Below are 13,473 nucleotides of genomic sequence, written 5' to 3'. Positions count from 1 at the left end.
GCACGACACAACGCCGGCCCAAACACAAAACCGAACGCACGACTCAACGTACGAGGAGCACGCCCCGCCATGAGCAGCACGCCGATTTTCGACGCCGCCGAAACGGCCCGCCTGATTCCCTTTCGCGCGCTCGTCGATGCGCTGAAGACAGCCGCCGCCGATTACGCGGCGGGGCGCATCGCGAGCCCCGAGCGGTTGGTGGTGCCGCTGAACGACAACGGCATCATGCTGTCGATGCCCGCCGCCGCGCCCGATCTCGCGATCCACAAGCTCGTCAACGTGTGCCCGCGCAACGGCGAGCGCGCGCTGCCGACGATCCACGGCCAGGTCATGACGTTCAATCCCGACACGGGCAAGACGCTATTCATTCTCGACGGTCCGACGGTCACGGGACGTCGCACGGCCGCGATGACGATGCTCGGCATCGAGACGCTCTCGCGCGCCGCGCCGAAGGACTTTCTGCTGATCGGCACGGGCACGCAGGCCGCGAATCATCTGCAGGCGATCGGCGAGCTGTATCCGGAGGCGCGCGTGCGCGTGCGCGGCACGTCGGCGTCTCGCGCGCAGGCGTTCTGCGATGCGCAGCGCGGCAGCGCGCGCGATCTCCAGCCGCTCGCCGATACGGCGACGCCCGATTCAGTCGATGTCGTAATCGCGCTGACGACGAGCCGTCAGGCCGTCTATGACGAAGCGCCGCGCGCGGGGCGGCTCGTGATCGGCGTCGGCGCGTTCACGCCGCAGATGTGCGAGATCGGCGCGCGCACGCTCGCGGGCAGCGCGCTTTACGTCGACGATCTGGCGGGCGCGAAGCACGAGGCAGGCGATTTCATCCAGGCGGGCATCGACTGGTCGACGGTCACGGGCATGGCGCGCGCGCTCGAATGCGAGCCTGCGCTCGACGGGCCGATCGTGTTCAAGACCGTCGGCTGCGCGGCGTGGGATCTGGCAGCGGGACGCGTCGCGCGATCGACGCTGGACGCGGGCTGAATGTCCGAAAACGCGCTCGCGTCTGCGATCGAGGCGCGTGTTTCCGGTTTCGAGAGAGAGTGATCCGGCACGAACGAGCGTGCGTGTCGTGTCACGAAAGCATGCGTGCAAACAATCCGAAAACGTTGCACCATAGTCGTCTCGCGCAAACGCGTCCGGCATGAGCGCTGCCTGAAAGGGCGGCCCGGACGGGCTTGCGTTTCTCCCAGCAGTTCATCTTTCGCGACCGCGCTATGACGACTTCCAACGCCCCTGCCTCGCCGGACCTCCCGCTCGACATGATCATCTTCGGCGGCGCCGGCGACCTGTCAGCCCGCAAGCTGTTGCCCGCGCTCTACATGGCGCATGCGCACGGCAATCTGCCCGCCGAGACGCGCATTCTCGCGATCGGCCGCCGCGACTGGCAGCGCGAAGACTATCTGAAGTGGATGGATGAGCAGAGCCGGCCCTTCATCGAGTCGAAGGCGTTCGACTCGGCTGCATGGGACCACTTTCTGGCGCTCTTCGAGTACGTGCGCGTCGATGTCGATCAGCCCGCCGATTACGTGCGTCTCGCCGAAGCGTCGCGCAAGGATGCGCTGCGTGTGTTCTATCTGTCGACGTCGCCGGAACTGTTCACTGCGATCTGCGACAACCTCGCTTCGCACGATCTCGTCGACGACCGCGCGCGCGTCGTGCTCGAAAAGCCGCTCGGCCACGATTTCGAATCGGCGAAGGCGATCAACAACTCGGTCGGCAGGCATTTCGAAGAGCACCAGATCTATCGTATCGATCACTACCTCGGCAAGGAGACGGTGCAGAACCTGATGGTGCTGCGCTTCGGCAATGCGATCTTCGGACCGCTGTGGCAGGCGCCGTATATCCGCAGCGTGCAGATCACGGTGGCCGAGTCGGTCGGCGTGGGCACGCGCGCGGGCTTCTACGACCATACGGGCGCGATGCGCGACATGGTGCAGAACCATCTGCTTCAACTGCTGTGCATCGTCGCGATGGAGCCGCCCGTTTCACTCGATGCGGACGCCGTGCGCGACGAGAAGCTGAAGGTGCTGCGCTCGCTGCGTCCGATGACGGCGGAAGACATTACGCGCGACACGGTCCGTGGCCAGTACACTGCGGGCGCAGTAGGCGGCGAGCCCGTCAAGGGCTATCTGGAAGAAGCGAACGTGCCGCCCGACAGCCGCGCGGAAACCTTCGTCGCGTTGCGCGCGCATATCAACAACTGGCGCTGGGCGAATGTGCCGTTCTATCTGCGCACGGGGAAACGGATGGCGAAGAAGGTGTCGGAGATCGTCATCGAATTCGCGGACATGCCGTTCTCGATCATGCCGAACAGCCCATGCGGTCCGCGCAATTGCGGCAACCGTCTCGTGATCCAGCTTCAGCCTGCCGAATCGATCCAGTTGCAGATGCTCGCGAAAGAGCCGGGCAGCGGCATGCGCACCCTGCCAGTGAACCTGAATCTCGATCTGGAGCAGGCGTTCACGAGCCGTCGCGCGGAAGCGTATGAGCGTCTGCTGATCGACGTCGTGCGCGGCAGGCTCACGCACTTCATGCGCCGCGACGAACTGGAAGCGGCATGGACGTGGGTCGATCCCATCATCGAAGGCTGGAAGCGCAATGGTGACAAGCCGCGTGGCTATACGGCCGGGACGTTCGGGCCGGGGGCTTCGACGGCGATGATGGCAAGGGAGAATATGGTGTGGTCGGAGGAGACGTGATCGGGTTCGGCTTCGATTGAATCGTGAGTTGAGGAAGGCGGAGGGGGGGCTGAGTAACTGGTAGCCGTTCCAATCTCCATCGTGATCCAGATCGGACTCGACCGCCTCATAGCGCACACCGCTGCGAGGCACGTGGGCTGTCCGCCCTTCCTCGGTTCAGCCGAACGCCTGTTGCCAGTCTCGCGCGTCGAGATGACGCTCAATCTCCGAGCGAATCATCTCGCGCAATCGCCCGCGCGCACGAAACCAGCGGGACGCCCCCCGCGCCGCTTGCGTCAAAAATCGTCATATTGGTCCTTGGCGACCTGACTCCGTGCTACGTATATCCCCTTCATCGCACAACGACGTGGAGGCTGAATGCGCAGCTATAGGCGGGTGTATGTCATATAACGCGCTTCACGTGCCGCTCGATATCGGTACATGGCAGCGTGCTTGTACCCGCCAGGGAGTTCTACAGCCTTTCTGGCGCATACGTGGGCCGCTTCGCCGACTGGGACGCGCGCCGTGAGCGGGAGCGCGAAATCGAAGATGACAGGCGCACCTTCGACCGGTATTTCCGTCCCAAATACGATTTCCGGCGAACCATTGCAGCGGATATCGATGCGATCCGCTCATTCCTGAGTGACCAGTTGAACCTCGTTCATTGGGAACTGCCAACCGATAACGCGGGTATCGAGCGCGCGCTCAAACAGGCCGTCCGCGACGGAGTGCTTGTGCCCGTCATCAACCGCGGCTGGCGCTCGCATCCGATGACGTTTCGGCCGACGCCCGCGCCGCTGCGTTGGCCGTGGCAGTCAGGCGGAGGCGCGTTCGGCGGAAGTGGCGGCACAAAGTGGGCCGCCTTCGAGAATGCGGGGCCCGGTCCCCTGACATGGGAAGGCGAACCGGTCTTGACTGGTCCGTATGATCCGGCAACGTGGGAAAAGCAATTGAAAGCCGCTCGGGCTGCAATGGCTGCAAGTAGCGGCAACGATGACGGCGACCTGCCCGGCATGGTGGAAGACGTGGCCGGATCCGTGCTCGGCGGCGATTCGGATACGGAGATGGATGGCGACGGCACAACCGACATGGCTGAGAGTTTTGCGGGCGACGTCGATACGGATGACGAAGCATCGACGCCGCTCGGCGATGCTCAGCCGTTCGAGTACACGCCTGACGCGACCGGCGACGCCGAGCAGGATGCAGGGGTATTCCTCACTCCAACAGAGGAAGCGGAATGCGAAATGCAATACGAAGCTGACATGGACGAATGCAGAGCCTACGCCGCGATGGATCGATCTTCTTGGAGCATGTGCAAAGAGCGCGCAATGAACCGTTACGCAAACTGTTTAAGGGGGATGTGATGAGCAAACGCGGACCGCGATGTGTGTTGATTACGTACAACGAGGATGGGCAGCAAATCGAAACATGTACGGTCGACCGAAATGCTGTCGCCGCGCTAAAGCAGCGAGCCCTTGTCTTGCCCTGGTCGCTTGAAGACCGATCATTCGCACTTGACGATGAGTTCGCCCGGCAACTGGGCGGGGCAGCACTTCTGCTCCTGGCAATCGACCAGCCGGAACTCAAGCAATACGTCACCGTTACGCAGCAGTCTGATTCGCCGCCAACAGAGTAACGCTCCATCGTGCAGCGCAAATGCAAAAGCGACCTTTGCGAGGTCGGCGCGATTTGCCCTTTTAGTATGGGACGGCGATCCCCGTCCTGAGAGGGCCGTACGATCCGTCTACCCGGGAAGTCCAACTGAAGGTCGCGCGCACCCCCAGTTCGAAAAGCCGACGCTTGTCACGTCGGGTTCTGCCCTGACTTTCCGGCTGTCACATTTGCACCGCCCCCCTCAAAACACATCCACCCTCCCCGGAAACGTCTCCTCATACGCCGCGGCCGCATCGCCTTCAACCGGTGTTCCGCCGCGTTGCTCTCTGAACATCACCGGCGGCATGCCGAACTCTTTGCGGAACTCGCGCCCCAGATGCGACGCGTCGGAGAATCCGCAACTCGACGCGATATCCGCGACTGTGCGATCCGAACTCGTCAGCAGCCACGCGGCCGTTCTCAGCCGAACCTGCTTCGCAAACGCCTGCGGGCTCTTGCCCGTTTCCGCCTTGAACAGCCGCTCCAACTGACGCGGCGACAGATCCAGCTTGCAAGCCAGTTCCTCGAGCGGCAGCGTGCGCCCGACGTGCTGCTCCATCAGCAGGATCGCGCGCTTGACCTTCGGATGCGTCGCCGGTTCGAGTCCCGGCGGATGCGGCTGCGGCGCGTTCCCTTTCTGCATCTCGCCGACGAGCAGAATCCGCAGCGCCTTCTGGACGGTCGCCGTCTCGAAGTGCCGCAGCAGGATCGCCGCCGCGACGTCGATCGACGCGCGCCCGCCCGAGCACGTGATCCGTCGACGGTCGATCACGAACAGCCGGTCCGCGATCAGCGCGTCGGAATTGACGGAAGGAAAGCGCTCGACGAAATCCCAGTAGTGGAACCAGCTGACGCAGATCCGGTGCTCGTCGAGCACGCCCGCGCGCATCAGCGCGAACACGCCGGTGCAGATGCCGACCAGCGTCGCATTCGAGCGCGCCGCATTGCGGATGAACTGCAAGGTCTCGTCGCTTGCCTGCGGCCCCGAATGCAGCAGCCCGCCGACGACGACCACATAGTCGAACGGCTCGGCATCGGCGAATGTCTCCCATGGCGTGATCTGGATGCCGCAACTCGCGCGCACGGGCGCGAGCGACTCGCCGATCACGCTCCATGAGCAGCGCACGGGCTTGCTGTAGTCGCCTTCGTCGGCGGACAGGCGCAGCATGTCGACGAAGCCCGAAAAGGCCGTCAGCGTGAAGTTGGGCAACAGGATGATGCCGAAGCGGATGCGCTCTTTGGGCAGCGCATCGATGGAAGTCAGCGGTAGCGAATCAACGATGGTCATGGCGCTATGGCGCAGGAAAACGTCACAAGGTCCGGCAGGCTGAACAAGAGCTGACGACGAAGCAAAACGAAAACACGGCACCGACACGCGACACTACAACGCGCGCGCGTGGGGATAACCCTAGCGTCGCCGATCCGGCTTCGCGCCTCTTGTCCTTTTCCGACGCCGACTTTCGCGGATGCGAAGCGCGTGCGCCCGCAACAGGCGTGCGATCCGGCGATCCTGAACGCGCTTCGACTTGCGATTTTCCGTCGCCGAGTTGCGCAGAAACGCAGCCGGAGCGGGCGCTGGCGTCGCCATCCCACGTCGATGCCGTTTTTGTTCTATCTGCGGATTTTACGCTTTGGTGTACTGGCGTCACTTTGCAATCTTCGCGTTTCCGCCCACTCAACTGAGCAAGGTTTCCATGAACGTCAGCGTTTTCGACCTGTTCAAGATCGGCATCGGCCCATCGAGTTCGCACACCGTCGGTCCGATGATCGCCGCGTGCCGCTTCGCTTCGCATATCGAGGACGCGAATCTGCTCGCGTTCGTGCGCCGCGTGAAAGTCGAGCTGTACGGCTCGCTCGGCGCGACAGGCAAGGGCCACGGCACCGACAAGGCGGTGCTGCTCGGCCTCGAAGGCCATCTGCCCGACACCATCGACCCCGACCTGATCGAGCCGCGCCTGGCTCAAATCCGCAAGGACAAGCGCCTGTCGCTGCTCGGCAAGCACGCCATCGCCTTCGAAGAGAAGGAGCACATTGCGTTCTTCCGCCGCCTGATGACCGGCACGGGCAGCGTCGTCCATCCGAACGGCATGCGCTTCCAGGCCTTCGACGAGAACGGCCAGCTGCTCGTCGAGAAAGAGTATTACTCGGTCGGCGGCGGCTTCGTCGTGAACCGCGAAGGCGATCGCGTGAACGGCGTGCGCGCGGGCGGCGAAGTGCCGTATCCGTTCCGCACGGGCGACGACCTGATGCGCGTGTGCCGCGAAAGCGGCCTCTCCGTGGCGCAGGTGGCGTTCGCGAACGAATGCGCGTCGCGCTCGCCCGAGGACGTGCGCGAAGGGCTGCTGACCATCTGGCGCACGATGGCCGCTTGCGTCGAGCGCGGCTGCAAGATGCACGGCGAGCTGCCCGGCCCGATGAAGGTGAAGCGCCGCGCCGCCGATCTCTCCGTGCAGCTGCGCACGCGCTCCGAAGAGTCGCTGCGCGATCCGCTGTCGATGCTCGACTGGGTCAATCTGTACGCGATGGCCGTCAACGAAGAGAACGCTGCGGGCGGCCGTGTCGTCACGGCGCCGACCAACGGCGCGGCGGGCGTGATTCCCGCCGTGCTGCATTACTACGTGAAGTTCGTGCCGGGCTCGAACGAGAACGGCATCGTCGATTTCCTTCTGACGGCGGCCGCCATCGGCATCATCTACAAGGAAACGGCGTCCATTTCCGGCGCGGAAGTGGGCTGCCAGGGCGAAGTGGGTGTCGCGTGCTCGATGGCCGCGGCGGCGCTCGCGGCCGTGATGGGCGGCACGCCGACGCAAGTCGAAAACGCCGCCGAGATCGGCATGGAGCACAACCTCGGCATGACTTGCGATCCCGTCGGCGGCCTCGTGCAGATTCCGTGCATCGAGCGCAACGCAATGGGCGCGATCAAGGCGCTGAACGCTTCGCGCATGGCGCTGAAGGGCGACGGCCAGCACTACGTGACGCTCGACAACGTCATCAAGACGATGCGCGAGACGGGCGCCGACATGAAAACGAAATACAAGGAGACGTCGCGCGGTGGTCTCGCCGTGAACGTCATCGAATGCTAATGGAAACCAGCAAGGCAACGACGAAGGGGTCTGCACGATGAGCCGCTATTCGATATTCAGTCTGTTCCGCAACGGGTTGTCGTATCACGAGAACTGGGAGCGGCAGTGGAGAAGCCCGGAACCGAAGAAGGAATACGACGTCGTGATCGTCGGCGGCGGCGGGCATGGTCTTGCGACCGCGTACTACCTCGCGAAGGAACACGGCGTGAAGAACGTCGCGATTCTGGAGAAGGGCTGGATCGGCGGCGGCAATACGGCGCGCAACACGACGATCGTGCGTTCGAACTATCTGTGGGATGAATCGGCGGCGCTGTACGAGAAGGCGATGAAACTGTGGGAAGGCCTGTCGCAGGACCTCAACTACAACGTGATGTTCTCGCAACGCGGCGTGATGAACCTCGCGCACACGCTGCAGGACGTGCGCGACACTGAGCGCCGCGTGAACGCAAACCGGCTGAACGGCGTCGATGCCGAATTCCTCACGCCCGAGCAGATCAAGGAAATCGAGCCGACGATCAACCTGAACAGCCGTTATCCCGTGCTCGGCGCGTCGATCCAGCGGCGCGCAGGCGTCGCGCGTCACGATGCCGTTGCGTGGGGCTTCGCGCGCGGCGCGGACCAGGCGGGCGTCGACATCATCCAGAACTGCCAGGTCACGGGCATTCGCCGCGACGGCGGCCGCGTGACGGGCGTCGATACGGTGAAGGGCTTCATCAAGGCGAAGAAGGTCGCCGTGGTCGCAGCCGGCAATACGACGACGCTCGCCGACATGGCGGGCATCCGTCTGCCGCTCGAAAGCCATCCGTTGCAGGCGCTCGTGTCCGAGCCGATCAAGCCCGTCGTCAACTCCGTGATCATGTCGAACGCGGTTCACGCGTACATCAGCCAGTCCGACAAGGGCGATCTCGTAATCGGCGCGGGCGTCGACCAGTACACGGGCTTTGGCCAGCGCGGCAGCTTCCACATCATCGAAGGCACGCTGCAGGCGATCGTCGAAATGTTCCCGGTGTTCTCGCGCGTGCGGATGAACCGCCAGTGGGGCGGCATCGTCGACGTGTCGCCGGACGCGTGCCCGATCATCAGCAAGACGGACGTGAAGGGCCTGTATTTCAACTGCGGCTGGGGCACGGGCGGCTTCAAGGCGACGCCGGGCTCCGGCTGGGTGTTCGCGCACACGATCGCGAACGACGAGCCGCATCCGCTGAACGCGCCGTTCTCGCTGGACCGCTTCTACACCGGCCATCTGATCGACGAACACGGCGCTGCTGCCGTGGCCCACTAAACGCACTCACGAGGAGAAACGCAATGCTGATGATCGAATGCCCGTGGTGCGGGCCGCGCGCCGAATCCGAATTCTCATGTGGCGGCGAAGCCGACATCGCGCGTCCGCTCGACACCGACAAGCTCAGCGACAAGGAATGGGGCGACTACCTGTTCATGCGCAAGAACCCGCGCGGCGTGCACCGCGAGCAATGGATGCACACGCAGGGCTGCCGCCGCTGGTTCATGGCGACGCGCGACACGGTCTCGTACAACATCCAGAGCTACGACACGTTCAAGATCGGCAACACGTCTGCTGATGCACAAGGGGGCAACAAGCAATGAGCCAGAAGAACCGCCTCGGCGCCGGTGGGCGCATCAACCGCGCGATTCCGCTGACCTTCACGTTCAACGGCCGCACGTATCAGGGCTTTCAGGGCGACACGCTCGCATCGGCGCTGCTCGCGAACGGCGTGCATTTCGTCGCGCGCAGCTTCAAGTATCACCGTCCGCGCGGCATCGTCACGGCCGACGTCGCGGAACCGAATGCCGTCGTGCAACTCGAGCGCGGCGCGTACACGGTGCCGAATGCGCGCGCAACGGAGATCGAGCTGTATCAGGGACTGGTCGCGACGAGCGTGAACGCCGAGCCCAATCTCGAACACGATCGCATGGCGATCAACCAGAAGTTCTCGCGCTTCATGCCCGCGGGCTTCTACTACAAGACGTTCATGTGGCCGCAAAAATGGTGGCCGAAGTACGAAGAGAAGATTCGTGAAGCAGCGGGTCTCGGCAAGTCGCCCGAGGTGCTCGATGCCGACCGCTACGACAAGTGCTACGCGCATTGCGACGTGCTCGTGGTCGGCGGCGGGCCGACGGGTCTCGCGGCCGCACATGCGGCGGCTGTAAACGGCGCGCGTGTGATTCTCGTCGACGATCAGCGCGAGCTCGGCGGCAGCCTGCTGTCGTGCAAGACCGAGATCGACGGACGCCAGGCGATGAGCTGGGTCGAGAAGATCGAAGCGGAACTGTCGCGCATGCCGGACGTGAAGATCCTCACGCGCAGCACGGCGTTCGGCTATCAGGACCACAACCTCGTCACGGTGACGCAGCGCCTGACCGAACATCTGCCCGTGTCGATGCGCAAGGGCACGCGCGAGCTGCTGTGGAAGATCCGCGCGAAGCGCGTGATTCTCGCGACGGGCGCGCAGGAGCGTCCCATCGTTTTCGGCAACAACGATCTGCCGGGGGTGATGCTGGCGTCGGCCGTGTCGACGTATATCCAGCGCTTTGGCGTATTGCCGGGCCGTAACGCGGTCGTGTTCACGAACAACGACGCGGGCTATCAGTGCGCGCTCGACATGAAGGCGTGCGGCGCGACGGTGACGGTCGTCGATCCGCGCGCGCAGGGCAGCGGCGCATTGCAGGCGGCGGCGCGCCGTCATGGCGTGAAGATCATGAACAACGCGGCCGTGATGACGGCGCACGGCAAGCAGCGCGTGACGTCGGTCGAAGTGGTCTCGTATTCGAACGGCAAGACGGGCGCGAAGCAGGCGGATCTGCAATGCGATCTGGTCGCGATGTCGGGCGGCTTCAGCCCCGTGCTGCACCTGTTCGCGCAGTCGGGCGGCAAGGCGCACTGGAACGACACGAAGGTCTGCTTCGTGCCCGGCAAGGGCATGCAGCCGGAGACGAGCGTCGGCGCGGCGGCGGGCGAGTTCAGCCTCGCGCGCGGCTTGCGTCTGGCCGTCGATGCGGGCATCGAAGCCGTGAAGTCGATCGGTTATGCAGTGACGCGCCCGCAAGTGCCGCAGGTCGCGGAAGTCACCGAGTCGCCGATCCAGCCGCTGTGGCTCGTCGGCAGCCGCGTCGAGGCGGCGCGCGGCCCGAAGCAGTTCGTCGATTTCCAGAACGACGTGTCGGCAGCCGACATTCTGCTTGCTGCGCGCGAAGGCTTCGAATCCGTCGAGCACGTGAAGCGCTATACGGCGATGGGCTTCGGCACCGATCAGGGCAAGCTCGGCAACATCAACGGCATGGCGATTCTCGCGGATGCGCTCGGCAAGTCGATTCCCGAAACGGGCACGACGACGTTCCGCCCGAACTACACGCCCGTGAGCTTCGGCACGTTCGCGGGCCGCGAACTCGGCGATCTGCTCGACCCGATCCGCAAGACGGCCGTGCATGAATGGCACGTCGAGAACGGCGCGATGTTCGAGGACGTCGGCAACTGGAAGCGCCCCTGGTACTTCCCGTTGAAGGGCGAAGACCTGCACGCGGCCGTGAAGCGCGAGTGTCTCGCGGTGCGCAACAGCGTCGGCATTCTCGATGCGTCGACGCTCGGCAAGATCGACATTCAGGGCCCCGATGCCGCGAAGCTGCTGAACTGGGTCTACACGAATCCGTGGAGCAAGCTCGAAGTCGGCAAGTGCCGCTACGGCCTGATGCTCGACGAAAACGGCATGGTGTTCGACGACGGCGTGACCGTGCGCCTCGGCGAACAGCACTTCATGATGACCACCACGACGGGCGGCGCGGCGCGCGTGCTCACGTGGATGGAGCGGTGGCTGCAGACCGAGTGGCCCGACATGAAGGTGCGCCTCGCATCCGTCACCGATCATTGGGCGACGTTCGCGGTTGTCGGTCCGAAGAGCCGCAAGGTCGTGCAGAAGGTGTGCAGCGACATCGACTTCGCCAACGAGGCGTTCCCGTTCATGTCGTATCGCAACGGCACGGTCGCGGGCGTGAGGGCGCGCGTGATGCGCATCAGCTTCTCGGGCGAGCTTGCGTATGAAGTGAACGTGCCTGCGAACATGGGCCGCGCGGTGTGGGAAGCGCTGATGGCCGCGGGCGCCGAGTTCGACATCACGCCGTACGGCACGGAAACGATGCACGTGCTGCGCGCGGAGAAGGGCTACATCATCGTCGGCCAGGACACCGATGGATCGATCACGCCGCACGATCTCGGCATGGGCGGGCTGGTTGCGAAGTCGAAGGACTTTCTCGGACGCCGTTCGCTCACGCGCTCGGATACCGTGAAGGATGGCCGCAAGCAGTTCGTCGGCCTGCTTTCCGACGATCCGCAGTTCGTGATTCCCGAGGGCAGCCAGATCGTCGCCGGTCCGTTCCAGGGCGATACCGCGCCGATGCTCGGACACGTGACGTCGAGCTACTACAGCCCGATTCTCAACCGTTCGATCGCGCTCGCCGTGGTCAAGGGCGGACTGAACAAGATGGGCCAGAGCGTGACGATCCCGCTGTCGAGCGGCAAGCAGATCGCTGCGAAGATCGCGAGCCCGGTTTTCTACGACACGGAAGGAGTGCGTCAACATGTGGAATGAAACAAGGAATAATGCACCGGGCGCTACCTCGGCTGTCGTGCAACGGATGGCGGGCCAGCCCTGGCAGGAGTCGCCGCTCGTCGGCGTGAACGGCCTGGTGAAGAAGCAAGCGGCCGCGCCATCGACGAAATTTCATCTGCGCGAGAAGGCGTTTTGCGATCTGGTGACGCTGCGTGGCGATGCGGCCGATGCAGCGTTTCTGAGTGCTGTCGAAAGCGTGACGGGCTGCCTTCCGCCGGCAAAGCCGAATACGGTTGCGCGCGGCAACGGCTATGACGTGCTGTGGCTCGGCCCCGATGAATGGCTCGTGCGTTCGCTGCAGCCGCAGGCGCCCGTCGCCGAGGACAAGCTGGTCGAGGCGCTGCAAGGGCAGTTCGCATCGGCTGTCGATATCGGCAGCGGCTGGACCGTGCTCGAAGTAAGCGGCGAGAAAGTGCGCGACGTGATCTCGCGCGGCTGTCCGCTCGATCTGCATCCGCGTATGTTCGCGCCTGGCCAGTGCGCGCAGAGCCACTACTTCAAGGCGTCGATCGTGCTCGTGCCCGTCGCCGGCGATACGTATGAAATCGTCGTGCGCCGTAGCTTCGCCGATTACTTCGTGCGTATCATGCTCGATGCGGCTGAGCCGCTGTTGTCGTGAAGCCGTTCGAAGAACCTCTGGCGGCTTACGTGCAGCCGTTGCGCGGCTCGCATGGGGCGCGCGGCAGGGGCTGGCGCGTCTTCATCGACGAACTGGTCGTGTCGACGCGCATCGGCATTCACGCGCACGAACATCTCGCGCCGCAGCCTGTCGTGATAGACGCGAGTCTTGCGTATCGCTGCGAGCCTTCGGAAGAAGGTTCGCATGCGATGATCGACTATGAGCGCTACTGCAATCGCGTGAGCGAGTTTCTCGCGACCAAGCCGCATACGCGGATGCTCGAAACGCTCGCCGTTGAGATCGCGCAGCTTTCGTTCGACGAGTGGCCCGCGCTCGACGCGCTCACGCTTTGTTTGCACAAGCCGAAGATTCGTGAGGGTACGAAGCGGATCGGTGTCGAGCTGGACTGGACGCGCGCCGATTACGACATGCATCGCGCGGCTTCTGCGGCTGGGCGTTGAGCGAGCGTTCGAGATGTCGCGCGCGCATACGTCCGAACTGCTCAAGCGCGCGTATGCGGCCGGCGATGCGCACGCGGCTGTCGCGCTGCTCGATCAGAGTATGGCGCTTGGCCATCGGCGCATCGCGTTGATCCGTTATCTCCAGGCGCAACACCTGGACGCGCCGCTCGATGCGAGGCATCACGAGTATGTGCGGGAAGTCGCCGCGCGGATGAGCCCCGCGACGCTGGCAAGGGTGGTGGGGGAGGCGCGGGCGCGAAGGCGCCGGACACAGGAAGAAGCGGACAACTGATCAACCTGACTGGGATCGCATCGTGCGGGCTCTAAAGTCCCGCACGGTTGAACCGGCCA

At 64.2% G+C, this 13,473-nt stretch carries 12 protein-coding genes; 11 read left to right on the top strand and 1 reads right to left on the bottom strand.

From position 1 onward, the window contains the following. Window positions 1-69 precede the first annotated feature (69 nt). From lhpI to VSR68_RS27895, 4 genes are all read left to right on the top strand, one after another. Window positions 70-987, top strand: coding sequence for a bifunctional Delta(1)-pyrroline-2-carboxylate/Delta(1)-piperideine-2-carboxylate reductase (gene lhpI, locus VSR68_RS27910; RefSeq protein WP_342942941.1), 918 nt, complete (start codon window positions 70-72; stop codon window positions 985-987). Window positions 988-1,220: 233 nt separating this feature from the next. After that, window positions 1,221-2,705: a glucose-6-phosphate dehydrogenase gene (zwf, locus tag VSR68_RS27905; RefSeq protein ID WP_342942940.1), complete on the top strand. Its 1,485-nt coding sequence runs from the start codon at window positions 1,221-1,223 to the stop codon at window positions 2,703-2,705. 473 nt (window positions 2,706-3,178) lie between these two features. Next, complete coding sequence (locus VSR68_RS27900) at window positions 3,179-4,048, top strand: hypothetical protein (RefSeq protein WP_342942939.1); 870 nt, start codon at window positions 3,179-3,181, stop codon at window positions 4,046-4,048. Further along, entirely contained in the window at window positions 4,048-4,320 is a 273-nt protein-coding gene (locus tag VSR68_RS27895; protein ID WP_342942938.1) for a hypothetical protein, read from the top strand. The genes VSR68_RS27900 and VSR68_RS27895 overlap by 1 nt, the downstream gene beginning before the upstream one ends. Before the next feature lie 219 nt (window positions 4,321-4,539). Here the strand turns inward: VSR68_RS27895 and VSR68_RS27890 are convergent, their stop codons facing one another. Beyond that, complete coding sequence (locus VSR68_RS27890) at window positions 4,540-5,625, bottom strand: GlxA family transcriptional regulator (RefSeq protein ID WP_342933166.1); 1,086 nt, start codon at window positions 5,623-5,625, stop codon at window positions 4,540-4,542. 406 nt (window positions 5,626-6,031) lie between these two features. On the opposite strand from VSR68_RS27890, the gene VSR68_RS27885 reads away from it, so the two are divergent. The 7 genes from VSR68_RS27885 to VSR68_RS27855 are packed head-to-tail and all read left to right on the top strand — an operon-like array spanning window position 6,032 to window position 13,414. Next, window positions 6,032-7,420, top strand: coding sequence for an L-serine ammonia-lyase (locus VSR68_RS27885; RefSeq protein ID WP_342942937.1), 1,389 nt, complete (start codon window positions 6,032-6,034; stop codon window positions 7,418-7,420). A 37-nt stretch (window positions 7,421-7,457) separates the two neighbouring features. Continuing rightward, complete coding sequence (locus VSR68_RS27880; RefSeq protein ID WP_087733733.1) at window positions 7,458-8,702, top strand: sarcosine oxidase subunit beta family protein; 1,245 nt, start codon at window positions 7,458-7,460, stop codon at window positions 8,700-8,702. A gap of 23 nt (window positions 8,703-8,725) precedes the next feature. Next, the gene (locus tag VSR68_RS27875) at window positions 8,726-9,025 is read left to right on the top strand and encodes a sarcosine oxidase subunit delta (RefSeq protein WP_342942936.1); all 300 of its coding nucleotides are present in this window, start codon (window positions 8,726-8,728) and stop codon (window positions 9,023-9,025) included. Beyond that, window positions 9,022-12,021, top strand: coding sequence for a sarcosine oxidase subunit alpha family protein (locus tag VSR68_RS27870; RefSeq protein WP_342942935.1), 3,000 nt, complete (start codon window positions 9,022-9,024; stop codon window positions 12,019-12,021). Before VSR68_RS27875 ends, VSR68_RS27870 begins: the two co-directional genes overlap by 4 nt. Beyond that, window positions 12,011-12,661, top strand: coding sequence for a sarcosine oxidase subunit gamma (locus VSR68_RS27865; protein WP_342942934.1), 651 nt, complete (start codon window positions 12,011-12,013; stop codon window positions 12,659-12,661). Before VSR68_RS27870 ends, VSR68_RS27865 begins: the two co-directional genes overlap by 11 nt. Beyond that, window positions 12,658-13,122, top strand: a complete 465-nt coding sequence (locus VSR68_RS27860; RefSeq protein WP_342942933.1) for a dihydroneopterin aldolase — start codon at window positions 12,658-12,660, stop codon at window positions 13,120-13,122. The genes VSR68_RS27865 and VSR68_RS27860 overlap by 4 nt, the downstream gene beginning before the upstream one ends. Window positions 13,123-13,135: 13 nt before the next feature. Continuing rightward, window positions 13,136-13,414 (top strand): hypothetical protein, encoded by a 279-nt coding sequence (locus VSR68_RS27855; protein ID WP_342942932.1) that lies wholly within the window; start codon window positions 13,136-13,138, stop codon window positions 13,412-13,414. Window positions 13,415-13,473: the final 59 nt, after the last annotated feature.

The sequence above is a fragment of the Paraburkholderia phymatum genome (assembly GCF_038900715.1).
Lineage (GTDB): Bacteria > Pseudomonadota > Gammaproteobacteria > Burkholderiales > Burkholderiaceae > Paraburkholderia > Paraburkholderia phymatum_A.
This window is presented reverse-complemented; position numbering and strand designations above follow the sequence as displayed.

Excerpts from the sequence above, each read along its gene's own strand:
- lhpI (WP_342942941.1), top strand. The coding sequence starts at position 70 with ATGAGCAGCACGCCGATTTTCGACGCCGCCGAAACGGCCCGCCTGATT.
- zwf (WP_342942940.1), top strand. The coding sequence starts at position 1,221 with ATGACGACTTCCAACGCCCCTGCCTCGCCGGACCTCCCGCTCGACATG.
- VSR68_RS27895 (WP_342942938.1), top strand. The coding sequence starts at position 4,048 with ATGAGCAAACGCGGACCGCGATGTGTGTTGATTACGTACAACGAGGAT.
- VSR68_RS27890 (WP_342933166.1), bottom strand. The coding sequence starts at position 5,625 with ATGACCATCGTTGATTCGCTACCGCTGACTTCCATCGATGCGCTGCCC.
- VSR68_RS27885 (WP_342942937.1), top strand. The coding sequence starts at position 6,032 with ATGAACGTCAGCGTTTTCGACCTGTTCAAGATCGGCATCGGCCCATCG.
- VSR68_RS27880 (WP_087733733.1), top strand. The coding sequence starts at position 7,458 with ATGAGCCGCTATTCGATATTCAGTCTGTTCCGCAACGGGTTGTCGTAT.
- VSR68_RS27875 (WP_342942936.1), top strand. The coding sequence starts at position 8,726 with ATGCTGATGATCGAATGCCCGTGGTGCGGGCCGCGCGCCGAATCCGAA.
- VSR68_RS27870 (WP_342942935.1), top strand. The coding sequence starts at position 9,022 with ATGAGCCAGAAGAACCGCCTCGGCGCCGGTGGGCGCATCAACCGCGCG.
- VSR68_RS27865 (WP_342942934.1), top strand. The coding sequence starts at position 12,011 with ATGTGGAATGAAACAAGGAATAATGCACCGGGCGCTACCTCGGCTGTC.
- VSR68_RS27855 (WP_342942932.1), top strand. The coding sequence starts at position 13,136 with ATGTCGCGCGCGCATACGTCCGAACTGCTCAAGCGCGCGTATGCGGCC.